Annotated in this window: 22 protein-coding genes, 1 tRNA gene and 1 pseudogene; 5 read left to right on the forward strand and 19 right to left on the reverse strand. The window is 66.1% G+C overall.

What is annotated here, in order from left to right; all coding sequences use genetic code 11:
• Positions 1 to 47: 47 nt before the first annotated feature.
• The 3 genes and pseudogenes from ACFOMH_RS17780 (at position 48) to ACFOMH_RS17790 (ending at position 2,099) form a co-directional block, all read left to right on the forward strand.
• Positions 48 to 124 (forward strand) — tRNA-Met (locus ACFOMH_RS17780).
• Positions 125 to 285: 161 nt separating this feature from the next.
• A pseudogene (locus ACFOMH_RS17785) lies at positions 286 to 1,009 on the forward strand (hypothetical protein).
• 193 nt (positions 1,010 to 1,202) lie between these two features.
• Positions 1,203 to 2,099 (forward strand): hypothetical protein, encoded by an 897-nt coding sequence (locus ACFOMH_RS17790; protein ID WP_377746150.1) that lies wholly within the window; start codon positions 1,203 to 1,205, stop codon positions 2,097 to 2,099.
• Between the two features lie 471 nt (positions 2,100 to 2,570).
• Here ACFOMH_RS17790 and ACFOMH_RS17795 read toward each other — a convergent pair whose 3' ends face one another.
• The 9 genes from ACFOMH_RS17795 to ACFOMH_RS17835 all read right to left on the reverse strand — a co-directional run bounded on the left by ACFOMH_RS17795 (position 2,571) and on the right by ACFOMH_RS17835 (position 14,412).
• The gene (locus ACFOMH_RS17795; protein WP_377746152.1) at positions 2,571 to 2,816 is read right to left on the reverse strand and encodes a hypothetical protein; all 246 of its coding nucleotides are present in this window, start codon (positions 2,814 to 2,816) and stop codon (positions 2,571 to 2,573) included.
• Positions 2,813 to 3,487: a YcbK family protein gene (locus tag ACFOMH_RS17800; RefSeq protein WP_377746154.1), complete on the reverse strand. Its 675-nt coding sequence runs from the start codon at positions 3,485 to 3,487 to the stop codon at positions 2,813 to 2,815. Before ACFOMH_RS17800 ends, ACFOMH_RS17795 begins: the two co-directional genes overlap by 4 nt.
• A gap of 124 nt (positions 3,488 to 3,611) precedes the next feature.
• Positions 3,612 to 3,920: a hypothetical protein gene (locus ACFOMH_RS17805; RefSeq protein ID WP_036707062.1), complete on the reverse strand. Its 309-nt coding sequence runs from the start codon at positions 3,918 to 3,920 to the stop codon at positions 3,612 to 3,614.
• A gap of 33 nt (positions 3,921 to 3,953) precedes the next feature.
• Positions 3,954 to 5,876, reverse strand: coding sequence for a DUF2793 domain-containing protein (locus ACFOMH_RS17810; protein WP_377746155.1), 1,923 nt, complete (start codon positions 5,874 to 5,876; stop codon positions 3,954 to 3,956).
• Positions 5,877 to 5,887: 11 nt separating this feature from the next.
• The gene (locus tag ACFOMH_RS17815; protein ID WP_377746157.1) at positions 5,888 to 9,886 is read right to left on the reverse strand and encodes a baseplate multidomain protein megatron; all 3,999 of its coding nucleotides are present in this window, start codon (positions 9,884 to 9,886) and stop codon (positions 5,888 to 5,890) included.
• Positions 9,887 to 9,895: 9 nt separating this feature from the next.
• Positions 9,896 to 10,330 (reverse strand): NlpC/P60 family protein, encoded by a 435-nt coding sequence (locus tag ACFOMH_RS17820; RefSeq protein ID WP_377746158.1) that lies wholly within the window; start codon positions 10,328 to 10,330, stop codon positions 9,896 to 9,898.
• Between the two features lie 112 nt (positions 10,331 to 10,442).
• On the reverse strand, positions 10,443 to 11,327 hold the full coding sequence (locus ACFOMH_RS17825) for a DUF2163 domain-containing protein (RefSeq protein ID WP_377746160.1): 885 nt from the start codon (positions 11,325 to 11,327) through the stop codon (positions 10,443 to 10,445).
• Positions 11,324 to 11,950 (reverse strand): phage distal tail protein, Rcc01695 family, encoded by a 627-nt coding sequence (locus ACFOMH_RS17830; protein WP_377746162.1) that lies wholly within the window; start codon positions 11,948 to 11,950, stop codon positions 11,324 to 11,326. Before ACFOMH_RS17830 ends, ACFOMH_RS17825 begins: the two co-directional genes overlap by 4 nt.
• Positions 11,950 to 14,412, reverse strand: a complete 2,463-nt coding sequence (locus tag ACFOMH_RS17835) for a phage tail tape measure C-terminal domain-containing protein (protein ID WP_377746164.1) — start codon at positions 14,410 to 14,412, stop codon at positions 11,950 to 11,952. The genes ACFOMH_RS17830 and ACFOMH_RS17835 overlap by 1 nt, the downstream gene beginning before the upstream one ends.
• Positions 14,413 to 14,495: 83 nt before the next feature.
• Between ACFOMH_RS17835 and ACFOMH_RS17840 the strand changes: the two genes are divergently transcribed.
• A complete protein-coding gene (locus tag ACFOMH_RS17840) occupies positions 14,496 to 14,696 on the forward strand; it encodes a hypothetical protein (RefSeq protein WP_377746165.1) in 201 nt (66 codons plus the stop codon).
• Between the two features lie 35 nt (positions 14,697 to 14,731).
• Here ACFOMH_RS17840 and ACFOMH_RS17845 read toward each other — a convergent pair whose 3' ends face one another.
• The 4 genes from ACFOMH_RS17845 to ACFOMH_RS17860 form a co-directional block, all read right to left on the reverse strand.
• Positions 14,732 to 14,890: a DUF7697 family protein gene (locus ACFOMH_RS17845; RefSeq protein WP_425467901.1), complete on the reverse strand. Its 159-nt coding sequence runs from the start codon at positions 14,888 to 14,890 to the stop codon at positions 14,732 to 14,734.
• 83 nt (positions 14,891 to 14,973) lie between these two features.
• A complete protein-coding gene (locus tag ACFOMH_RS17850) occupies positions 14,974 to 15,411 on the reverse strand; it encodes a hypothetical protein (protein WP_377746166.1) in 438 nt (145 codons plus the stop codon).
• Between the two features lie 2 nt (positions 15,412 to 15,413).
• Positions 15,414 to 16,352, reverse strand: a complete 939-nt coding sequence (locus tag ACFOMH_RS17855) for a phage tail tube protein (protein WP_377746168.1) — start codon at positions 16,350 to 16,352, stop codon at positions 15,414 to 15,416.
• Between the two features lie 22 nt (positions 16,353 to 16,374).
• Positions 16,375 to 16,797 (reverse strand): acyl-CoA transferase, encoded by a 423-nt coding sequence (locus ACFOMH_RS17860; RefSeq protein ID WP_377746170.1) that lies wholly within the window; start codon positions 16,795 to 16,797, stop codon positions 16,375 to 16,377.
• A 132-nt stretch (positions 16,798 to 16,929) separates the two neighbouring features.
• Here ACFOMH_RS17860 and ACFOMH_RS17865 point away from each other — a divergent pair, with 132 nt between their 5' ends.
• Positions 16,930 to 17,730 carry a DUF3800 domain-containing protein gene (locus ACFOMH_RS17865; RefSeq protein WP_377746171.1) on the forward strand — a complete coding sequence of 267 codons (801 nt, stop codon included), beginning with the start codon at positions 16,930 to 16,932 and terminating at the stop codon, positions 17,728 to 17,730.
• 148 nt (positions 17,731 to 17,878) lie between these two features.
• On the opposite strand, the gene ACFOMH_RS17870 is transcribed toward ACFOMH_RS17865, so the two are convergent.
• The 6 genes from ACFOMH_RS17870 to ACFOMH_RS17895 are packed head-to-tail and all read right to left on the reverse strand — an operon-like array spanning position 17,879 to position 23,145.
• The gene (locus ACFOMH_RS17870; RefSeq protein ID WP_377746173.1) at positions 17,879 to 18,535 is read right to left on the reverse strand and encodes a DUF6441 family protein; all 657 of its coding nucleotides are present in this window, start codon (positions 18,533 to 18,535) and stop codon (positions 17,879 to 17,881) included.
• Positions 18,532 to 18,846: a head-tail joining protein gene (locus ACFOMH_RS17875; RefSeq protein ID WP_113900856.1), complete on the reverse strand. Its 315-nt coding sequence runs from the start codon at positions 18,844 to 18,846 to the stop codon at positions 18,532 to 18,534. Before ACFOMH_RS17875 ends, ACFOMH_RS17870 begins: the two co-directional genes overlap by 4 nt.
• A gap of 11 nt (positions 18,847 to 18,857) precedes the next feature.
• Positions 18,858 to 19,880 carry a major capsid protein gene (locus ACFOMH_RS17880; RefSeq protein WP_377746175.1) on the reverse strand — a complete coding sequence of 341 codons (1,023 nt, stop codon included), beginning with the start codon at positions 19,878 to 19,880 and terminating at the stop codon, positions 18,858 to 18,860.
• A gap of 27 nt (positions 19,881 to 19,907) precedes the next feature.
• Positions 19,908 to 20,288, reverse strand: a complete 381-nt coding sequence (locus ACFOMH_RS17885) for a head decoration protein (RefSeq protein WP_377746177.1) — start codon at positions 20,286 to 20,288, stop codon at positions 19,908 to 19,910.
• A gap of 53 nt (positions 20,289 to 20,341) precedes the next feature.
• A complete protein-coding gene (locus ACFOMH_RS17890; RefSeq protein WP_377746179.1) occupies positions 20,342 to 21,640 on the reverse strand; it encodes a S49 family peptidase in 1,299 nt (432 codons plus the stop codon).
• A complete protein-coding gene (locus tag ACFOMH_RS17895) occupies positions 21,640 to 23,145 on the reverse strand; it encodes a phage portal protein (RefSeq protein WP_377746180.1) in 1,506 nt (501 codons plus the stop codon). Before ACFOMH_RS17895 ends, ACFOMH_RS17890 begins: the two co-directional genes overlap by 1 nt.
• Between the last annotated feature and the right edge of the window lies 1 nt (position 23,146).

The raw sequence follows: 23,146 nt of genomic DNA on the forward strand, positions 1-23,146 counted from the left end.
CTCTAAACGATCAAAAAAAGCACCGCAGATCACCGCGATGCTCTTGGCGCGGGGTAGAGCAGCCCGGTAGCTCGTCAGGCTCATAACCTGAAGGTCATAGGTTCAAATCCTATCCCCGCAACCAAAATTACAAACGATATCAGACGCTTAGAACCCGACCTAAACAGTCGGGTTTGCGCTTTTGAAATTCTTGTCAACACATGGTCAACGTTTTACCAGGCCGCCACCGACGGGCCACATGATCGCGCTCTGGCCTTGCGAAACTTGCTGTGGCAGCATCGCGCCATGATCAAGTTCCGCGCTCTTCCAGATGACCATCCTGACCTGAGGCACTCGCCGCTCTTGCGCGCGGCGCTGCTGACGCTTCGCTACGCGCAGGAGCACGGTGCCATCGGCCTGACCAAGACCATGGCCTTCAAGCGCGTCTTCCGTGCACTGGGCGGTCGAGCATTTTGACTGGCCAGGAAAGAGCACGGAAGAAATATTCCGATATAACAAGGTCATCAATGAATATGAATTCCCGCCGCTCGGGGTGCTGCACCAGCTTCTGATCACCCTGCGCCTCGGCCGACACTTCAAGGGCGAATTCCGCCTGACCAAGCGCGGCGCCGAATACGCGGGCGCGCCTGCTCGGCTGTTTGCCGAACTCACCTCGTTCTTCGTTCTCCAGATCGACCATTCCTCCTACGCCCGTTTTGAGGATCGCCCCTTCGGGAAGTGGGATGTGTGGATGAACGTCATCAACGTCGAGGCTGACCATGGCACCACCGAGCGGGTCTTGTTCGCGGCATTCTATGGCGAGAACCATGATTGGGACAATGCGGGGTGGCGCGAGATGGCCGCGTTCTCTTCCTGCGTCCTTAGACCGCTTGAATGGGCGGGATTGATTACCGAGACCTGTGAAGTAGGCGATGGCAAGCCTGTGTACCACGTATTCAGAACGCCGCTCTGGCGCAGCGCGCTAAAGCTCGACACCGATGACATTCTACGCCGCGTCTCAATGGAGTAGGTCGACTTGTTCGGCCCAAAGCAGCCGGTCGCCCCTCCCGGCGCATGCCGCCAAAGCGGCCGCTCAAGCGTGCCGCAGCGATGGACCGCAGTTGCTCGCGATTGCTTGCTCTCGTCGTTACGGATAGGCACATCTGCAAGGCCGATGAGCATATCGCTCGCCGCCTCAATCAAGTTTTTTCTAGGAGGGATCCGTGCCGGCCATTGAAGTAGAAATAGCTCCACCTGCAAATTGGCAGGACTTTGAAAGGCTCACCCTCGACATTGCAAAGGTGCAGTGGAAGGACGACTATGCAGAAAGGAATGGGCGCCAGGGACAAGCCCAGGCTGGTGTCGACGTGTATGGATACAACTTCAATCAGCAAGAGCGCGTCGGAATTCAGTGCAAGAAGAAGAATAGTTCAGGGGTTCCCTCTAAACAGCTGTCCGTTGCGGAGATCGATTCTGAGGTCGAAGCTGCGAAGAACTTTTCCCCAAAACTCGACCGCTTCATAATTGCAACCACTGGCCCGAGAGACGCGAACCTTCAGGATCATGTGAGGAATCTAGATCCATCAGGACTTCACTTCCGGGTTTCTCTGATGTTTTGGGAGGACTACCAAGAGTTTCTCAACAATCACACCGATTTGATGTATAGATACTACAAGGACGTGCTGGAGTACCGTGCGAAGTACAACCCGATAGAGCATTACTTACTTATGCTTAGCATGGCGTTCGATAGGCCGGCTCTACGAACTCCATTTCATCTTGAGAATCGAGCCACGGATTTCATTCAAGCGATTTCCGACACTCAGAACGCAATTTCCACAGGTCGCCTGAAAGACCGAGATGGTAGAGTTATAGACGAATGCAAAATCCCTAAGCCAAAGATCAAGGGGATAACAAAAGCGGGTAACCATCTGCAGAAGGCTCGTGAGATTGCGACGGCAGCCATTTCAGAGAACTTGATTGTGGAACACCAAGCTGTGATGGAGATTAAATCGCCACAAGTTGTTGATCAACTGAATGCGCATCGGAAAAAGGCCGTTGACCTCCTCAATATTGAGCTCAAAGCAAATGGTTTGGGAGAGGTCGAATTTAACGGATTTTGAATATAGGAACGAATTCAAGCCGACGCTGCCCCCTGTGCGGCTTTATTCAGGTTTGCCGCGGCTTCTGCCGCACCGGCGAAGTGCTTCAGCAAGCTGTCGCTTGGCTGAATGTCTCAGAAGGGGCTCGAACCGGACACTCTCTGAAAAGCGCGGGAAGGTACGAAGTTTGCGACCTTACCCGTTGTCTATGCGCGGAGGCGTCGCCGTCCGTCGTCCGCTTCCTGCGCATCTTGCCGTCCTTGTGGCGCGAGGCGAACAGCCGCTAGCGCCGATTGCTGCTGGAGCGCTGCTGCAACCTCACCGTCCGCTTACCGCCCTTACCGGCACGCCCGCGCCTGTTCGCGTAACACGGCGTAGTCGCTGAGCATCCGGACGACGACGGCCCCCTCCGGCAGTGCCTCGACTTCGTCAGCCGCGCGCGCCTGTTCAGCGCTGGTGTATTCGACCACGGGTGGGCAGGGTGCGCGGGTCTCAGAACCTGCCGTCGCGCAACCGGTCAGCCAGAGCGTCACGATCAGCAGGGCGACGGGCGGCAGCGTCGAGCATTTGGCGGTGGATGGCATCGTTTCTTTCTCGGGCATCAAGCCGTTCGGCAGCGCGCCCGGCGCGTTCACCGGCACGGCGCAGGTTCAGAAGGAACAGCAGGATCGCTGCGGCGGCGAGGATGAGGCCCAGCGCCTTGCGCGCCGGGCCATGGGTCAGAAGCAAGCCGATCATCTCTGGCCCTGTCTCCAGTCGTCCAGCCGGGCGTGGATGGTGACGGCGATGCCGATCAGCGCGATGGCGATCAGCACCCACCGCAGAGTGTCGAGATAGGGCACCAGTGGCTGGATGGTGGATTGGGTTTCGGCGAGGACGCCCCTCACAGCATCCACCCCGGCCGCACCGACGGTCGCCGCCCCAGCCGCACCGCCGCCGCGCAGGGTGCGGCTTTCCGACAGGACTTCGCGCGCAGGCGGCAGTTCCGGGGCGAAGGGCACGGGCCGCGCCGGGAAGGGATCGCCCCAGGACCGGGCAGGACCAAGGTCGATGTGCATGAAGCCCGAGCGGGGATAGTATCCGAACCCCAGGAACCCGACCGCGCGCGCCGCCGCCTCGAAGGCTGCGGGATCGTGGTTCGACATGGCGATGTCGAAAGCGGTGGCCTGCATGTGTTTCGAGGCCGGGGCCCCTCCCACGGCACGATTGTGTTCCGGGCTGCGATAGGCCGAGCGGACGATCAGCGGCTTGCCCAGCCGGTTGCGCAGGGCCTGCAGCTTGTCCATGGCCTCGGTGTTGATCTTGATCGCGCCGGTGCCGCGGCAAGCGATTTCGGCGGCCGAGAAGTTCGGCCAGCGCCAGGCGCTCGCGGGCACATCGCGCCAATGGGGATAGGTCAGGGTCGGCATTGTGGTGGATCCTCCAAATGAAAAACCCGCCCCCGCGCGGCAAGGCCGCGCAGACTTTAGGTTCTGGCGGGCATTGCCCGCCGGGGGCGGGGGACATGGTCGTTGTGGTGTGGTCGCCAGGCGGTCAGTCGGATCGGCCGCGCTGGAAGGCGTCGAACAGCATGTCCCGCATGGATCGGATGTCCGTCTCGATCCGGTCGAGGCGGTCGCCATCCACCTTGCGATCTTCGCTGCGCTGCTTGTCGGAGCGGTCGCGTTCGGTGATGAGTTCGCGATCAAGACGATCCAGCAGGGCCTCGTTGGTGAAGGCCTTGCGCGTGATCGCCGCGATCAGGGCCATGGTGCCGCCGATCAGGGCAGTCAGCGCGGCGGTGATCCCGTGGTCCCGAAAGGCCCGCGCGACCTCCCCGGCAAGAGTGGTCTGGTCGTTCATGATGGTCCTTTCATTGCCGCAGGCTGCGGTCGGTCAGAAATCGGTTTCCAGGTAGACCCCGGCACAGTCGTAGGCGACGGCGGCGGCCGTCGCGCCGGTGTTCATGAAGAGGCGCGGTGACAGGAATTGCGTGTTGGCTGGCAGGTCGGCGGTGATCTCCTGCTCGAAAACCGCGCCGGAGACCTCGTCGACAACGCGCACCCAGACGGATGACCCGTTCGGCGGCGCGGCGATGAACAGGGTCAGCACGCCGCCCGTGGCGATGGCGAAACTCGCCCCCATGTCGGTCAGGGTCGGTGCGCCGGTGCCGTCGTTCGCGACAAGCTGCCAGCGGGTGTGCGTCCCGCGCTGGAAGCCGATACCGATGCAGTTGATGGCGGCAGCGAGCGTCAGGGTGGTGGCCAGCGCTGCGGTCGATCCATAGAGGCCGAAGAACCCCATGCCAGTCGCTTGCAACGTCGTCAGCGAAATCCGCGTCACGAAGGTCCAGCCGCCGAGGCCCGCGGCGTTGCCGCGCCAGCAGGCCCAGCCTGCGGAGCGCTGATCGGCGACCGAGTCCACGACGGCCGCCGAGGTCAGACGCCAGCGGCGCATGCTGGCGGCCAGGTTCGTGGCGGCCAGCGTCGGGTGCGAGACGGTGCCGACCGAGGTGATCGGCAGGCCTTCGGTCGTGATCGTGGTGCTGACCGAGGGCGACCAGTTGGCGATGCGGTTCACCCCGAAATGCGGCTGCAGGGGGAAGTCCCGGCCCGAGGGTCGCATGACGTCGATCCACGGCGCGCCTGCGCGGTTCCGGGCATAGACGGTTGCCTTCCCTGCGGGCGGCGGGGTCGGCGCTGCGGCCAGACCTGGCAGGACAGTGGGCTGCGGCAGTTCCACCTGGCCGCTGGTGCGGTCGATCCTGATCGCGTCGAAAAAGGCCGAGCCATCCGGGCTGACCTTGAAGCTGAAATCGTCATTCCCGAGCAACCCGATGAGGGCGCGGGCCGAGAAGCCGGTCTTGAACGCGAAGGCAGCGTCATTCCCGGCAGCGGCCTTGTTGACCGTCGCTTCGATCCCTGCGCCCGCATTGTTCAGCAGCGCGGCGGGTGTGTTGATGGAGAGCCGGTTGTAGCTGTCGGCCGTGGCCCCGCCGAGACCCAGAAGCTGCGCGGCTAGGTTCGCCTGCGGCATGCCGACTTGCGTGACGGCATTGGCGAAGGTGACGGTCGGCGTGTTGATGACGGTCGTCCCGCCCGCGCCAGCCGTGGCGGAGCCGATGTTCACGACGGTGGTCGATCCAGAGACGCCGCCCGTGCCGATGTTCACGGTCTTGGTGACGCCGGTGGTCGTGGCGCCGGTGCCCATTCCGTAGGTCGCGGTCGTCGTAGCCGTGCCGATCGAGGCGCTGGCGGCCGAAACGGTGACCGTGCCCGAAGCGGTCAGCGTCCCCGAGAAGGTCTTGTTCCCGGTGAATGTCTGGGTGCCTGCCAGGATCGCCAGTTCCGAGGAAGTGTTGGGCAGCGTGAAACTGCGCGTCGTTCCGGCGCTGATGCCCGCCAGCGAGAAGGTGGCCTTCTTCGTCGGGTCCGCATCGTTGACGAGGCTGAACACGGCGTCCGACACCTCGCTTGGCTCGCCCAAGACCTCCCAGGCGCTGCCGGTCCAGACGAGGAACAGGCCCTCGTCCGCGACCCAGACCATCCAGCCGGTGCGCGGGACGAGGCGGATCCACCCGCCGTCGATCCAGAAGGCGATGTTCAAGTCCCACCCAGCCCAGAGGCCGGTGGCGCCCGATGCCACAAGATGCCGGTTCCCATCGGCGGGGCTGGCGGGCGGGGCCGTCCGCGTGCGGTCGAGAACGGAAAGCTGAACCATGGCGTCGAGCAGGCGCAGGGCCTCGTTGTGGGTGACATGCTTCTGGGCTTGGGCCGCTAGAAGGTAGGGCAGGCCCAGATGGGTCGTGGTGTCGGACATGGGAAATCCCGTCAGAACTGGAGGGTCACGGTCGCGGGTGTGCCGCGGCCGAGGCGGTTCGAGAGTTGGAAGATGCGGATCACAAGCGTTTGGCCGGGCCCTAGCGGCGCGCCCCAATCGGCGCTCTGCTGTGCGGCGGTGTAGAGGACAGAAGCTATGCCGCTGGTCAGGGTGCGCTTGACGCTCGTGCCGTCTAGGATCTGCACGTCGTAGCTTTCCAGCTCCTCGCCCAGCGGCACCTCGACCTGCTCCCAGGCATCGGCCAACAGCGCGCGAGACCGCCGCGTCCAACGGATGGTCAGATCGCCCGGGCTGCGGGCGACCCGCCACGGCTGCTCGACATGCACCGGTGCGAAGGGGACAAGCCCACGGCCAGTGGGGGTGAAGCCCAGCGCGGCGTAGCTGTCATCCGTGACAGAACGTGCGGTCGGGCCGACCCGCCAGTTCCACGGCAGGCCGAGGTCAGCCTCGGCGATGGACAGTGAGGCCAGCGTAACATCCAGCACGACGACCCGAGCCCCGGCCGGTGCCGGATTGCCCATGGCATGTTCCGTTCCGCGCTGGCCACGCAGCAGACGGGTCAGTCGGTAGCGGCCGGAGGCGATCAGTTCGGCTTGGCCAGCCTGGACAATCTCCCACTGGTCAACGGCGCTCTCGACCGCCAGCGCATTTGCCCCGCCGAACAGCGCGACGTCGGTCACGCTTTCCAGCTTTCCAGCCAGCAGATCGACGACCAGCGCGTTGCCCAGATCGAAGCGCGAGGTCGGACCCGGAAAGAAGTCGAAGGCCAGCGTGCCGACCCGCGCCCGACTGCCGAAGGTCGTGAGCAACGCGAACCCATCTGTCGAGGCGCTGCGGAACACCGCGATCTCGCCCGGCCAGGGGCTGGCATGGGCGGCGATCAAGGGGCGATGCGCGGGCTGGTCCTCGGAAATCTGCGGCAGGTCCAGCATCACCACCTCGGGCGTGCCGAAGACGACGGGGCTCGCGAGCGACGCCGGGCGGGGATCACCGGGTGGCAGGTCATAGGCGGCGCGGTCCTGGCGGACAGCCTCGATCCCGCGCGCTTCCGCATCCGCGACCGAGACGAGGCGGAATTCCACCTCACGACCGTCATGCGCCAGCCGGATCACGTCGGCCGGATCGAGGGAAAGGCGCGAGGGCGGCAGGCGGAAGGTGGCGCTCTCGCGACCGATCCACGCCTCCATCAGCGCACGGCGGCAGCGGCGTTCGGCCTCCTCGGGCGGGATTGCCATGGGGAAGGACTCGGAGGCGATGCGGGTGGTGTCGACTGTGATCCTTCGCGCTTCTACTAGCGCGGCATCATAGTCCTCATCCGCCCGCGCGACCTGCCACTTCAGCGCCTGCGGCAGTTCGGTCTCCTGACCGCGGATCAGTTCGAAGGCCTCGCCCTCACGACTGGCCACCAGATCATCCACCGTCAAGGTCACGCTCGATGCCCGCCCGCGCATGACGAAACGGATCACGCCCTCGGTCTCGATGGCGTCGAAGCCGAAATGCCGTGCCAGCGTGGAAATCGACGCGCGGGGGCTTTCCAGCGCGCCGATCACATAGCCCTCCACCGCGCCCCAGAGGCCGGTGACGTCGATCAACGCCTCATCGAGCCCGGCGCGCAGGCAGAGGTGACGCACAAGGGCGGCGAGCGACACCGCGCCCAACCGCCCGGTCAGCCAGTGCCCGAGCCTCCAGTTGGGGCCATCGGTCCAGACCCCGGTCAGTTCGGGAAAGAACGGATAGGGCCGGGCATCCCAGGTCCAGGCGGCGCATTCCGGGACGTGGACCATCCGGCCGCCGTAGATGGCCGAAACTGGATTGTTGGCCGGGGTTCCCCACCAGAGATAGCTGGCCTCGAGATAGGCGCGCTGGATCGCGTCATCGCGCCAGCCGCGCGAGAAGTAGGGCGTGAAGCTCTCGGACGACTTCGGGTCGAAGAAGACGTTCGGCTGGTTCGTGCCCCGGTCGATGGCGGGGCACCCCAGTTCCGTGAACCACACGGGCTTCGACTGCGGCACCCATGCGGTCGGCGTACCGCTTTCCACCCCACCCGGTCGGTTGAAATGCGGGTTCGACCACCAGGCGCGCAGATCCTTGTAGCGGAAGACCCACGGCTTGCCCGCGGCTCCATCCGTGATGGGGGTCCGGATCTGTGCCGACCGGTCGGCGGCCGAGGCGTAGAACCAGTCGAAGCCCTCGCCACCCGCGATGTTCGCCTTCAGGTAGCCCCGGTCATGGATCGCGGGCCAGCCTTGCAGGGCATCGGCATGGTCGAAGCCGTCGCGCCAGTCGGAGAGAGGCATGTAGTTGTCGATGCCGATGAAATCGATGTTGGCGTCCGACCAGAGCGGGTCGAGGTGGAAATAGACGTCTCCCGTGCCGTCGCCGGGCCGGTGGCCGAAGTATTCCGACCAGTCGGAAGCATAGCCCACCTTGGTGCCCGGCCCGAGGATCGCCTTCACGTCCGCCGCCAGCGCCTTGAAGGCGGTAACGGCCGGATAGGCACTGGCGCTGGAGCGGATCGTCGTCAGACCGCGCATCTCGGTCCCGATCAGGAAGGCATCGACACCTCCCGCCACCGTGCAGAGATGTGCGTAGTGCAGGATCATCCGGCGCAGGCCCCAATCGCCTGCGGGGCCGGTCCAGCTGACGGTGTCGCCCGACACCGCGAACTGCGCCGGGGTGGCCGCGCCGAAGAAGGCCGAGACCTGCGTGGCCGCAGCGGCGGTCTTGTCGGCCGTCGCGGCAAAGCCTGCCGCCGGGGAACAGGTGATCCGGCCCCGCCACGGGAAACTCGGCTGGCCCGGCGTCGCGGCATTCGCGCTGTAGGGGTTCGGCAGCGTGTTCCCGGGCGGGACGTCCATCAGCAGGAACGGATAGAACGTCACCCGCAGCCCGCGCGCCCTCATCTCGCGGATGGCCTGCACCACCGCGAAATCCGCAGGCGTGCCACCGTAGACCGGACGGTCCTCGGCGTCACGGCTCACCAGATGCGCATTCGCCCGCGCCACGCCGTTGACCGCCCACACCTTCGGGCTGGTGACCTTGGTCGAAACCTCCACGCCGGGCTTGATCGTGCAGTTGCCCGCGCGCAGATCGTTGCCGAACCAGGCGACGACCAGGCTGACGCTCTCCACGGCCGGGGCCATGGCCTGCAGACGGTCCAGCGCCACGACGATGTCGGCCTCATCGGGCAGCGCGTTCAGGTTCTCGGCGGAGGTCGTGCCGCCGGTGGTCTGGCCGAAGACCGTGGTCGTGGCGCCCACGGTCTTGCGAACAGCCTCGGTCGCATAGGTGAACTCGCCCGAGGCCGGGATCATGGTCACGGCCTTGACCAGCCCTTCGGCGGTGTCGGGATCCGCGAGCGGCCGGAAGACCTCGAAGGACAGTTGCGGCAGGCGGTTGCCGTAGGTCGAGAGCGGCAGTTCCTCGAAGACGACGTAGGCCGTGCCGCGGTAGGCGGGCGTATTGGCCGCGCCCATCTTCGCCGAAATGTACGGGTCCGCGGTCTGGGTCTCGTTCCCCGGATACCAGCGCCAGGTGATGCCGGTCATGTCGAGCGGCTTGCCATCGGCCCAGATGCGGCCGATGCCAGTGATCGGGCCTTCGCAAAGGGCGACCGCGAAGGACGCATAGTAGAGGTATTCGGTCGTCTGGACCTTGCCGCCGCCCCCGCCCTTGCCGCCGCCCTGTGTCGTGGTCTTCGTCTCCTCGCGGAAATCGGTCGCCCAGATGATGTTGCCGCCGATGCGCATGCGGCCGTAGAGGCGCGGGATGATCGCCCCTTCGGTGGCCGAAGTGATGCGCAGGCTGTCGAGGCGCTGACCCTCGATCTTCTGAGCCGGGGCCAGCGAGGAGACGATCCAGCTGTCAACCACCGACCCGATGGTCGATCCGATGAAGCCGCCGATGGCTGCGCCAGAGAAGCCGAGGATCGCGCCGCCAAAGGCCCCGCCGATGGCGGAACCGACAGCGCCGAGGACAAGCGTGGCCATGGCGGAAACTCAGCGTGCGGGAAACAGGAAGGCGAAGGCGATGCGGCGTCGCCATGCGGGCGTCAGCGGTTCCTCGATCACGCCGAGGCGTTCGTAGGCGTGAAGGAAGGTGTCGGCCCCGGTCAGGATCCCGACATGCTTGGCGATGGCGCGGGGCATCATGCGGAAGAGGACCAGCGCGCCGGGTGGGGCATCGGCGGGTGCGACTTCCTGCATCATCGCCCGCGCCCCATCTGCCAGCACCTCACTCGGCCCAGTCTCGCCCCAGTCCCGGCTGTAGGGCGGGATCGGGAACGGTTCCGGCCCGACCACCTCGCGCCAGACGCCCCGTGCCAGGCCGAGGCAATCGCAGCCGACCCCGCGCAGGCTGGCCTGGTCGTGATAGGGTGTGCCGAGCCAGGACCGCGCGACGGCGATGACGCGGCCGGGGTCGGCGGTATTCACAGCACCGCTCCCTTGTGGCCGCCATCCTTGGTGGCGTAGCGCAGCCCGTTCGGCGGGCAGACAGTCCCCCGGACTGTCTGCTTGTCCGCCTCACCCTGACCCGGAATGTGCGTCACAACACAGCTCCTTCATGGCCACCATCTTTGGTGGCGTAGCGAAGGACTGCGTCCTGCCCTGGGATATGTGGAAAGCCGCGGAAGTTGGAGACATTGGCGAACTTCGCGCCGCAGGTCGCGATCCGCTTGTCACAGCCCGCCCGGACCACGAAAGCGTCCGTCGCCGAGATCGGTCGCACCGGGGCTTCCAGCGGGGTCAGGATCGCCACGCCGTCGACGAGGTCATGCGACAGCACCTCGACGCGCCGCCCTGCATTCGCCCCGGTTGACCATTCGACCAGCCCGAAGGCGAACCAGCCCGCCGCGAAGCTGCCGAGGCCGGAAGCGGTGAAGGCCCGATCGCGCAGCACATCGATGATCGCGCCGGTCCCCTTGAAGGCCGCGGCCTCAAGGTTGACGCCACAGCGCGCATCGCCCAGCGCTGCATCGCAGCTCGCCTGAAACGTCCGCCCGACTGTCTGGCCGAGGACATGTGCCAGTGACCGTACTTCGGCCACGAAGGCCAGCCGCCCGCGCCTGATCTGTCCGATGGCCCCGCGACGCAGCAGCACGCGCTGCGAAGGTGCCGACCAGTTCACCCGCCAGACCTCGACCGCTGCATTATCCCAACGGCCATCGAGGATGTCGGTCTCGGTGATCCGGTCCGACGACAGCACGCCTTGCGCGTCCTGCGCGTCGACCGAGAGGTCCGATCCCGAGCGCACTTCGGAGGCGGTCAGCCCGCTTTCCGGCTCGAACTCGGTGCTGTCGAACGACAGGGGCCGGTCGTGGTCCGTGAAGCCGAACGTCACGCCATCGGCGCGGGTGATGCGCCAGCACCAGGACAGAGTGGTGGTACCGTCGTCGAGATGCGCCTGCACCGCCGTGTTCAGGGTCTTCATGTGCGGATTTCCACGAGGGGGATCGAGGTGATGGAGCCCAGGCGTTCGAGGTCGAGGGTGACGTCGAGAGCGTCGGTGTCGAAGCGGACGGGGACGTCGAATTCGAAGCCTGCGGTGATGGCGACGCCTGCCACCGGGGCGGTGGTGAAAGTGACGAGGCCGGTCGTGGTCGAAACTGACCAGCCGGAAGCCTGTGGCGTGCCGTTCAGGGCGATGGTGACGGTTCCCGCGACGGGCTTGGTGATAACCCGCGTCCAGGCCTGCGCGCCGGAGGTGTATCGCTTGGTGAGCTGGAACTGCGTGGTCGACCCGTTGCCAGTGCCGATGGGCTGATTGGTCTCGCCGGGCGACTGCGACGGCAGGCAGGACTTGAAGTCGGCCCAGTCCTTGAAGCGGAAGTCGTGCAGGCGGCCGTTCCTTGCCTCGAAGAAGGCGACGACCGCCGCCAGATCGTCGGCGCGGCGGATGCCATAGGCGACGTCATAGCGGCGGCGCGAATTGGCCCAGCTGGCGTTGCGTTCCTCCGCCCCGCTTGCCAGCTCGACGATCTGGGTGCGGCGCTCTGGGCCACCCCGCGCGCCCCGACTGATGTTGTCCGGAAACCGGACCTCGTGAAATGCCATTACATCCCCCTTCGACCGAGCGAGACTGCCCGGGCGATGTCGCTGGCGACCTGCGTGCGGGACTGGCGGAAGCTCTCGGCGTCGCGGGCGTTGATCGTGACGTTGACGGTGGACGCACCCGACTGGCCGTATCCCGCCGCTTCCCTGCGCGAGAGGACCCGCTCCCCGCGTTGCAGTATCGCGGGCACCTCGTCGGGCCGCAGCCCGGCCCAGCCACCGTTGTGCATGCGCGGCGCGCCCGCGAAGGCCAAGGCCGGGACCATCCGGCCGGGACCTGGGGCGCCGACCATGCCGCCCGCATGCAGGATATTGGCGAAGATGCCGCCCGCGCCGCCCAGCGCGCCGGAAAGGGCGTTCGCAATCGGGCCGAGGATGAAACGCCGCGCTGCCAGCTTCGCGAGGTCAGCGATCATGGACGTGACTAGGTCGCGGAAGTCGAGCTTTCCGGTCTTTACGAAGTCTCCGATGGCGTTCTCGGCACTCTGAAACGCGCCCACCAGCGCGCTGCCGACGTCTCCGCCAATATCGCGCGCCTTGGCGGCATAGTCGGCGAGTGCGGCAGTGACGGCTTGCCAGCCGGAGAGCGCAGTGTCTGCACCCTCCGCCGCAGCAGCCCCCGCCTCGCGCGCGGCCCCGCCAGCACCATCGGCGGCGGTGGCGGTGTCGTTCAGCCCCGTGGTCAAGGCATCGGCCGAGGCGGCGGCATCTGCCAGCGCGGTCTCGGCCTCCGTCCCGGTGCCGGTCACCGCATCCTTCAGGGCCTGCCAGCTGGCGAGTGGCCGACCGGCAGCGTCAGCCAGCATGCCTGCGGCCTCGCGATAGCCGTCGGCCCGGGCGCGGGCATCCTCGGCCATGGCACCGAGGCCGAGGTCAGGCGGCTCGAGGTAAGTCCGCGACAGCGCGGCCGAGAAGGCATCCGCGGCAGCGGCACCAGCAGCGGTCGCGGCTCCCTCAAACGGGTTGCCAATGCGGCCCAGTTCCACCGGATCGAGAATGCCGATCCGCACGCCACCTTCGCCGGTGGCCCATTCGGGCAGCAGGGCCAGCGCAGCGTTCAAGGTCTCGATGAAGCTGTTGATGCGCGTGACGACGCCGTTCAGCATCGCCTCGACGCCGGAGATCAACCCGTTTGCCGCCTGGAAGGCGAAGTCGCCGATGGCGCCCGGCAGACTGCCCCAGATCGCCACCGCCGCGTCATAAGCCCCCTGGAAGATCGCGGCTGTCCGGTCGCCGAAGCGGACGACGCCCGCGATGGTGCCTTCCAAGGCCGATAGCCCCGCCGCCTTCAGCGCCTCCCATCCGGCCGCCATCCGCGCCAATGCCGCATCCAGCGACAGACCGATGCGCGACCAGACCTCGCGGGCCAGATCGCCGAGGAGGCGAAACGCCTCGCCCACACCGCCGACCCGGGCGACGAGTTGCGAGAACTGATAGACCAGCTCTCCCGCGCCGACGATCAGCGCACCGATGCCGGTCCGGATCAGGGCGCCGCGCAGGAAGACCAGCGCCGTGGCGAGGCCGCGCACCGACAGGGCCGCGGCGGTCATCCCGGCCACCCAGCGTCCTGCCATGACGGCGGCGAAAGTGGCGGCGTAGGAGGCAAGTCGGCCGAGGTTGCCGATCAACGCGTCGATGGCCGAGCGCAGGATGCCACCGTCGGACGCGAGGGCCACGAAGGCATTGGCCAGCGCCTCAATGGTCGGGGCGACCGCCACGGCGATCCGGTTGCGCAGACCCTCGAAGACGAGGGAAACGGTGCCCAGCGCCAGTTGCGTGCGGCGCAGCGCCTCGAGCGCATCGCCGTCCAGAACCGCGCCAAGGTCGGATGCCTGGTCGCCAAGTCGGGCCATCTCGGCCCCGCCGTTCCGCAGAAGCGGCAGGAGGCGGGTGGCGTCCGAGGCCATGGCCTCGAGATAGAAGGTCATTTCCTGCTGGCTCAGGCCTGCCCGCTCCAACGTGTCGACGTACAGCTGCAGTGCTTCCGGCCCCGACAGCCGAGCGAACTGGTCGGCCGTGACGCCCACTCGCGGGGCCACGTTCTCGAAGAAATCCGCCATCGGCCCGCCGCCGGTCTGCAGGAAGTCGCCCACCCGGTCGTTCACGTCCTTCAGGATGTCGGCCAGCTTCTCCTGCTCGATGCCGACCGTCCGCGCCCCGGCCGACCAGCGTTGCAGCGCCTCGGGCGTCGCATTGGCAACCTGCGCAAACTGCCTGATCTGTGCGGCACTCTCGACCGTCGTGCGAACGATCAGCCCGAGCGAGGCCGTGGCAGCGGCCGCAGCGGCCCCGAGGGCAAGCCCCGCCCGGCGCGCAAAGGCGGCCAGCCGGGTGTTGGCCAGTTCCATCTCGCGCGACAGGCGGCCAAAGCCACGGGCACCGGCTTCGCCGACGCCTTCCAGTTCGGCGCGCACGCGGCGTCCGCCCTCCGCCACGAGGCGGACGGAGACCTTCTTTTCGGCCATGAGGAAAACCTTGACTCTGTGGTAAGTGCTTAGGGCGGAGGGCAGGACTTGGAGTCTCTGTTTCAATTGCCAAAGGACTGACGATGATCGGCCAAAGCCAAAGCACGCAGCACGGCGATGAAGAACCCAAGCCCACCGATCAAGCGGGGCTCGGGTTGCCACTGCGTGGATTTGATGAGCGCGAGGAGGCACAGTCCCGTTCGCTTCCGGCAAAGCAGGACCTGAAGGGACTGGCGCGTGGGGCTGTACCAAACGGCTATCGGGATCGATCCGATCGAACCTGAATCATGCGCGCGGCGCGCCGGTTGGTCTCATGGCGTCAGATCGGGGTCATCGCCGTTGAACGCTCGGCCATCTGCTCGTTGAGTTTGCGCACCATCACCGCCTCGATTTCGGGCAGCAGCTCCGCGGCGATCAGGGCGTTGACGCCCAGCGCCCGCGCCAGCGTGAGGGCCGCGCCCATGTCCCACCCGATCACGGCGCCCGGCGCGATGCGCAGCTGACCGCCGAGGCGCTGGGTCAGGTCCCAGACCTGCCAGCCCTCGACTGTCAGCGGCCGGTTCAGTCTTGCGGGGCAGTCCGGGCAGGGGCCTGCACAGGCCGCGCAGTAGCCGTCGCCCCCGCCGAAGGACCAGTCGGCGAGGGCGCGGAGGCGTTTTTTTCCTGATCCAGCATCAGGCCGCGGGCGACGTATTGCGCCTGGAAGGCCTCGAAGACCGGCCAGATTTCCAGAAGTGCGTCGATCCCGGCCGGGCTGACGGGCATGAGGTTGCCGTCATCGTCGCCGACCCCTTCCCAATCCAGAACGGCGCGACGGGCGACGGCCTTGGCCATCGCGAGGGCCATGTCCTCCTGGCTGGAGGTTTCCGACAGGCCATCGATGGCGGGATCGGCGCGGGCGGAGACCATCAGCGCGGTGGTCAGTGGGGCCACCAGGACGCGCAGGCCGGGTAGCAGGTCCAGCCACTCGGGCCGGTTGGACAGGTTCAGGCGGATCATGGTCAGTATCCTGCAAGGGTGTTGACGAGGACGGCGGTGCACATGCGGGCGGGGCTGGTGGCGCGGGCCGCCTGCCAGTCGAAGGTGGCCTGAATGCCCTGGGGTCCGGGGATCTCGATCCGCGGGACGGGCAGGTAGACGGCATGGGCGGTGAAGATGAAACTGGCATTGGCCCCGAGGCTGTAGGCGAACTCGAGCTCGCAGGGCGTGCCGTCAATGGCTTGGGTGACGAGGGCGCTATCGGCGAAACGCACCTCGATCCGGCCGGTCAGTGCCGCCATGCCGGGATCGGCTCCCTCGATCTTGCCGTCGTTGCGGATGGTCTCGATCCGGTCGAGGCCGTTGGCATAGGTGATCTCGGCCGAGACCACATTGCCCAGCGCCGTGCCGTTGCGCTTCACCACGCCGTTGAAATGGCCGAAGCGCTGCAGGCCCAGCGCGGTCGGCGTGCCCGCGGCCGTGGTGGCAGCGATGGCCTCGCCCTGCGCAATCAGCCGTGCCGTGGCCGTCAGCAAGCCTGAGCGGCTCATCTGCCAGCTGAGCTGGTCCATCACGCAGCCCGCATACATCGCGAAGCGCGGTACCTCGGGCATGGCCACCTCGATGGCCATGGAGGGCAGGGTCCAGTTTCCCGACTGGAAGGTGTGGGTTTTGGGCGTGGTGCCGGTCGTGGTCGGGGATCCGAAAGCAGCCTTCAGCCAGAAGCCAAATGCCTCCACATCGATCGGCACGACCACCTCGCCATCGGCGGTGACCGCGTCCTTGATCGGGGCCAGGGGATCGCGGCCGTAGCCCAGCAGTTCGCTGTTCAAGAGCGGCTGTTCCGCTCCCAGCGTGGTGCGGGCAAAGGGGATCAGCCGATAGCCGCTGGCGGGCGGGGTGCCGTAGACGGTTTCGAACGCAAGCGCCATCTGCGCCCGCGCGCCGTGTGCGCGTGCCATGGGGATCTCCTATGTGGGAAGTTCAGGCCAAGGGGCCGGTGGTGGTGTAGTGCAGGACGACGGTGATCACCGCCGCCTTCAGCGCCGCCGCTCCTTCGACGGGCAGGTCGACGGAGGCTGGGGCATCAGGTTCGACCCAGTCGCAAAGGCCGCCCAGCGTCCGGTCGGCCTCCAGCGCCGCGCCGATGGCGGCGTTCAGGTCATCAAAGGCACTGGCACGGCCGCTGCCCGCCTGGACGACGACCTCCAGCTCTGCCCGGTGCTGGTAGTGATAGCGCAGAGGTGACAGCGTCACATCCGGCTCGCCCGGCTGGCCATCACGCAGGATGATCAGCCCAGCCGCTGGGATCCGCTCTGGCAGCACCTCGTCACGCAAGGTGAGGGCGGCAAGTGGTTGCAACCGCGCACGCAGCGCGGCGAGGACGGTTTCGCGGGTGGTGGGCATTCCTAAGCCTCGTTGCGTGGCCGGTAGCGTGATCGGTTGAAGCCTTCAGTGTCGAAGAGATGTGCTTCACATAGAAACCGGAGTCGACGTTGGATCAAAAGACACTTATGTTCAGCCGAAAATGAGGTCGCCTTGCCCAGCTACACTTTCTTCATCGATGAAACCGGAAATCGAAACCCAAATCATCGACCTGATATCGGTAGGCAAAACCGTGACTGGTTTGCGATCGGTGGAATATTAGTGAAGAGTGAAGAAATCGATCAATGTAAACTCGCTCGCCAACGTTTCGCAGATGAGTGGAGAATTACTGCTCCACTACATATGACTGACATGCTTGGCGAGCATAAGAAATTCTCGTGGCTTGGTAAGCTATCTGACGAAAAGCGGGATCGGTTCTGGTCTGATTATAAGGCCATGCTGGCATCGATCCCCGTGATAGGTCTAGCATGCGTGATTGATAGGCCGGGTTATGTGGCGCGAGGTTATCTGCAGGTGCATAAAGATCCTTGGCTGCTTTGCAGGAGTGCGTTCGACATTTCGGTCGAGCGTGCCGCTAAATTTGCAATAAGAGATGGCCGAAAGCTAAACGTCGTCTTTGAAGAAGATGCAGGCATCAACAGAATAATAACTGGATACTTCAGGAACCTGAAGGCGAACGGACTGGAGTTTGATGGAAAGACCTCCGGACGATACGCTCCGCTCAGCAAAGAAGCATTTGCGGCGACCCTTGGTACCGTTGAGCATAAACCAAAGGCAAACGCCCTCCTACAGATAGCGGATACGTATCTGTATGCGATGGCAAGGCATCCATACGATCAGAAATTCAATATTTACAGGCGCTTACGGGATTCTCGGAAGCTTGCAAATTTCGTGCTGACCAATGAGGAAATCCCCTACATGGGTATCAAGCACTACTGCTTTGATCGCAAATAACAAAAAAACCGGGTGTTACCCCGGTCTTCTTGCGGTCCCCGTACGGTGAACCTCACAGGCTTGGCCTGACGCGGAACATACGACCTCAGGCGAAGATTTCAAGATGCACTTCTGCAACACTTTACGCATCGGTACCTTCATCAGCCGTTCAGATTCCTTTGAACGAGTCTCCTGTTGCCGGGGCTGACTTGCTCCACCCTGCCACGATTCGCCCCGGCACGCGGTCGATGGCCCGCTCCGCATCCCGCGCGAGGTCCAGCCGCTTCCGCAGCTTGACCTGCGGCACCAAGAGGAAGATCGGCACCGTCGTCAGCCCGCGTCCGGTCTTCGATCGTGACGCCACCGCCCGGCCCTTGCTGTTCAGCCGTCCCTCGGCCACCAGCAGGCTCGGGCCCCGGCGCCGATAGATGAACCGCAGGCGCAGGCCGGTGCGGCGCTCCCATTCGCCGGGGGTGATGCGGCCGCCGCGGGTGGATTTGCCTGCGGCCGGAGTTGGGATAGCCAGCCAGAAGCCATTGTGCGACCTGATCAGCGGCCCCGTGTCATGCGCGCCGACGATCACCGGGGCGTTCGACCAGACCAGCGCCGCGGCGTTCAGGCTCTCGCCACCCTTGGGATAGGTTGCGAGGCGGATGGAGTTCCCAAGCCGGGTACCCAGCCCAGCGCCGGTGATCTGGCCGCGCCATGCGGATTTGAGGCTCGCGCCCGCCTCGCGCATGGCGGTGGCGAGGGCCTTTTCACCGGCAGCGATTTCCGCCTGCATCAGGGCGGCGAGGTCGGGGCTGATTTCCAGCTTCAGCTTCATGCTGGCCTCAGGTCCAGCGTCCAGATCAGCCGTTCGCGGTCGCGCAGGGGTTCCCCCTGGATGACATGGCTGTCGGCACCGATGACGATCACGTCGCCCGGGCGCGGGGCGGGCAGGTCGGCCACGCGAACATCCACCACCGTCGTGTCGCTGACGAACCGGCCCGCGCCGAAGTCGGTCACGCGATCCGGGGCGCGGCGGATGATGCGGATCGGGCGTTCCTCGGACGTCGTGGCCGAGATCCAGAGGGCCGGGGCCGCCATGGAGGCATGGGTGAAGATGCGGTCCATGGCGGCGGCGAAGACGGACATGGGTGAGTCCGTCAGTTCGACGTGTGCAGGCGGATCGCCAGCCGCGGCCGCTTGTTCACCGGCAGGATCGAGGCCTCGGTCATCACGTCGATCCAGCGGCCCTTCTCGTCGAGATGCTGACGGGCGTAGAGGGGCAGGCCGATGGTGTTGGCGGTTTCCAGCAGGTTCGCCGGGCCGCCATAGGTGGTGAAGGTGTCCACGGTGCCCAAGGGGAAGGCGATGCCTTCGTTCGCCGGGACAAGCCGTTCGGTGGCCTTGGTCGAGAGGGTGACGGTGCCGGAATATTCCTCGAACAGAATCCCGCCGAAGGGGAAGTTGCGCCGCACATCCTCGCGAAGGGGCTGCGCGCCGGTCGAGGCGTAGAACTTGTAGGCCTCTTCCGTCTTCGGATGCGCGATCAGCTTGTCGAAGAACTCGCGGCTGACCAGCGCATGGACGCTGGTCATCGCCTCGCCCATCAGATTGTCCTCGATGGCGCGCAGCACCTCGCGGACCTTGCCCTGCACGTTCGTGCCTGCGGTGCCGAGGACGAAATCGACCGAGATCTGCGCGAGGCCGAATTCTGTGAAGTAGTTGTAGAGCGTCGTGCCCGCGCCGTCCTTCACGATGCCGCGCAACGCGTTCATCTCCATGTACTCCCGGGTCTGGGCATGCTTGCGCCGCATGAGAAGGAGCTTGCGGTTCATCACTTCGACCAAAGGATCAGCGGCATCGAATGCGCCGAGGCCTGGTTGGCCCTGAATGTCGGCGGGCAAAACCACATCGTCATGCGGGATCCACGGCAGGGCGAAGGACCGCATGGAGCGGCCTTCCCGCGTGCCGACGGTGGCGGGGCCGCCGAGGGGGACGGAGGGCAGCAGGCTCAGGACGCCCTCGTATTGCTCGATGATGACGGACCGCTGGCTGACGCCTTCGAAGCGGAAGAGGCCGATCTGGGCGAGGCGGGTGTAGAGGTTCGGCAGGATGTTGATGGCCTGCGTCATCTCGGCCAGCGAATAGCCGCCAGCGTCGAAGGGATTGCGGACAAGGGTCATGGTGGGGCTCCGGGGGAATGAGGGGGATCAGACGCCGTCGCGGACGATGATGCCGACGGCCGCGAGCTGGGTGATCTTGGCGGCGATCTTGGTGCCGTCATCGACGGTGGCGCCGTAGGCGAGGGCCGCGCGCGATACGATCGAGGGGCCGCGGACCACCACAATGCCCGTGGCATCGGCCAGCGTGGCGTCGACGGCATAGAGCAGGACGGCCGCGGCGACTTGCGATCCGTCGGCCCCGGTCGCGGGCGAGAGGGTGTACTTGCCGCTTGCCGTGATTTTCCCGAGCACCGAGCCGACGGGATAGGGCATGCCCGCGAGGAGCGTCACAACCTCGCGGGTGTAGTTCGGGTTGACCTCGAATTTGAGGACGTCGCCCATGCTGGGCGGTTCCGTCAGGACGGGCATGGTTCAGTCTCCAGGATGTTGGGGGATGGGTGCGCCCAGAATGGGCGAGCCTGTCAGCGCGCGGTGGCGGCCGACTTCTTCGCGGCCGCGACGATGGGGCTTTCCTTCGCACCCGCGGCCGGGGCGGTGGCGATGATGCCCGCGGCATCGCTGCGGGCCGCGAGATCGGCCAGCACCTTGGCGCGCAGCGCTTCCGGCTTCACGCCCTTGGCCACAGCATCGGCAACATCAATCTGGATGCCGAGGCGCGCGGCCTGTGCGCAGACCTGTGCAACCTCCGCCGCCTCCGCGCGGATCGCTTCGGGCGACATCGCGGTCGCCGTGGTTTGTGGCAGCGCGATTGCCGCGGGCGGGGTCGGTTCCGGCGGGGTGGTGGCAGCAGGCTGCGCATGATCTTCGGGAGCGGTGGTCATCATCGGGCCCTTTCCTTTTGGGGTTATTGTGCCGCGGGGTGCGGCGGCGAAAGCGCGGAAGGCGGTGACGGGATCGGCCACCTCGTCGGCAAGACCGGCGAAGACGGCCGCCTCACCGCGGAAGACAGCGGCCTCGGTGGCGAGCGCCTGGCTCGTGTCAAGGCGTCGCCCGCGGCCCTCTGCGACGGTTTCGGCGAAGAGCTGGCGCAAATCCTCGAGTTCGCCCGCGATCTGGGCGCGAACGGACTCCGGCAGGGGCTGGTAGGGATTGGCGTCGACCTTGCGCGTGCCTGCGTGGATCAGCGTCACGGCGATGCCCTTCTGGTCGAGCGCGCCGCTCATGTCGCTGTGCATGGCCACGACACCGATGCTGCCTACAGCGCCGGTACGGGGCAGGATGATGCGGTCGGCTTGGGACGCCAGCGCATAGGCGGCCGAGAGGGCGTGGTCGGCGACGAAGGCCTGCACGGGCTTGACCTGACGCGCGGCGCGGAGGCGATCCGCCAGATCGAAGGCCCCGGCGACCTCGCCGCCAAAGCTGTCGATATCGAGGGCGATGCCACGGATGACGGGATCGGTGACAGCCGCCTGCAGCTGGGCCGCGATCCCCTCATAGGAGGTCAGCCCCGATGACTGCCCGATCCACGCCCCGCGATGCACCAGCGTGCCCGCGATCTCGATCACCGCGATCCCCTCGACGACGGCGAAGGGCTGGCCGCCGTTTCGCGTCTGTCGCGCGGTCAGGTCGTCGCCAAAGAGCGAGGCGCGGGCGGGAACGGTGGCGCTGGCTTGGTCCTCGGCCGTGACCTCCAGACCATCGACACTGATCTCCCGCCCCGCGATCCGGGGCCCCAGCCCGGTCAGAAAGGCCAGTGCCTTGGCGGGATCGACCATTAGGGGCGTGTTGAAGACGCGCTGGGCGATCTGGGTGTGGTGCATTATGCGTCCTCCGCGGGCCGGGGTTCGCGGTCCTCGCTCTCGTCATTCTCGCGCTGGTTCTCTTGGTCAGGGTCCGTTTCGTCGTCCTGATCCTCGCTGCCGCCACCCGCCGCCTGTGCGGGAGAACCTGGCCGCCGGAAGTCGAGGCCCAGCGCGGCCTCGCGTTTGCGTTCGGCGGCGATTTCCCGGTCGACCTGTTCGGCGTCGTAGCCGCGTTCGGCGATGGCCTGCGTGCGGGATTTCAGGCCCGCCTCGATCTGCAGGATCTCGGCCGAGGCATCCTTGGCCGGATCGATCCAGTCCCATTTCGTCGGGAGCCAATCGCAGGCAAGGTATGCGCGCCGGTCGGTGGCATAGCCCGGCAGGTCGATGGAGCCCGCCAGCACCGCCATGTCCATCCAGCGCGTCCAGACCGCCCGACAGAGCTGATAGACCATCACGGAATGCTGGAAGGCCGAGATGCGGCGCCGGAAGTCGACGAGGGCAATCCGGGTGTTCGAGAAGTTCCCCTTCGCCGTATCGCCAGTCAGATAGCCATAGGGCACGCCCAGCGCTGCCCCGATCTGCAGGAGCGTCCGGTACTGGAACGGCTCGTAGGTGGATCCGGAGTCCGGGGTGGATGGCGTGGTGACATCCTCGCCGGGATCCAACCGCACGACTTGGCCCGGTTCAACCTCGAGATCGTCCTCTGCCGGATCGAGGGCGGTTTCTGGCGCTGGCGAGGTGATGAACATCGCAAACATCGCCGCGGTCTTTTTCCGCTCGAGTTCCGCGTCATCGTAGAGATCGAGGGTGAATAGCTTCACCACGGCGGCGGCGAAGCGCGAGACGCCGCGCAACTGACCTGCCTCGACCGGGTCGAGGATGTGGATCACCTCGGACGCGGGCACGCGCACCGTTTCTCCGGCCAGCCCGGGATCGGTCACGTCCCCCGGATGGCGTCGTAGGAAGTGGTAGGCGACGCGGCGGCCGATGCCGTCAAACTCGATGCCCTGCCGGATCGACCCCGCACCCGGCAACGCGCGCGTCAGATCCTGGGGCAGCATTTCCGAGGGCAGCATCTGCAGCTGCAGCGGCACGGTCAGCCCGTCTTCCGCCCGCCGCGTGCGAATGCGCAGGAAGACCTCGCCCGCCAGAAACACCTCTCGCGCCGCCCGGCGCTGCAGGCCGAAGAAGTCGGTCAGCCCCTCGGCATCCGCCTCGTCCGTCCAGGCAAGCCAGAGCTTCTGCAGCTCTTCCTTCTTCGTTGCATCGGCGATCTTCGACGAGGGCTTGATCCCGTCGCCGACGACGTGGTTCGCGAAGGCATCGACGGCGTTCGCCGCATATCCGTTGTTCCGGACCAGCCAGCGCGCGCGGGCGGTGATCGTCTCGCCCGAGGCAGCGATCAGCGTGTTGACGTGTGCCCGGGTGGCGCGGAACCCGCGCATGCGGCGGTGGGACTGCGCTGCGTCAAACCCGCCGATGATGGACCCGAGGCGTGCGCGGAAAGCGTCGAAGACCATG

Source organism: Paracoccus mangrovi (genome assembly GCF_042648425.1).
GTDB classification, from domain to species: Bacteria; Pseudomonadota; Alphaproteobacteria; order Rhodobacterales; family Rhodobacteraceae; genus Paracoccus; species Paracoccus mangrovi.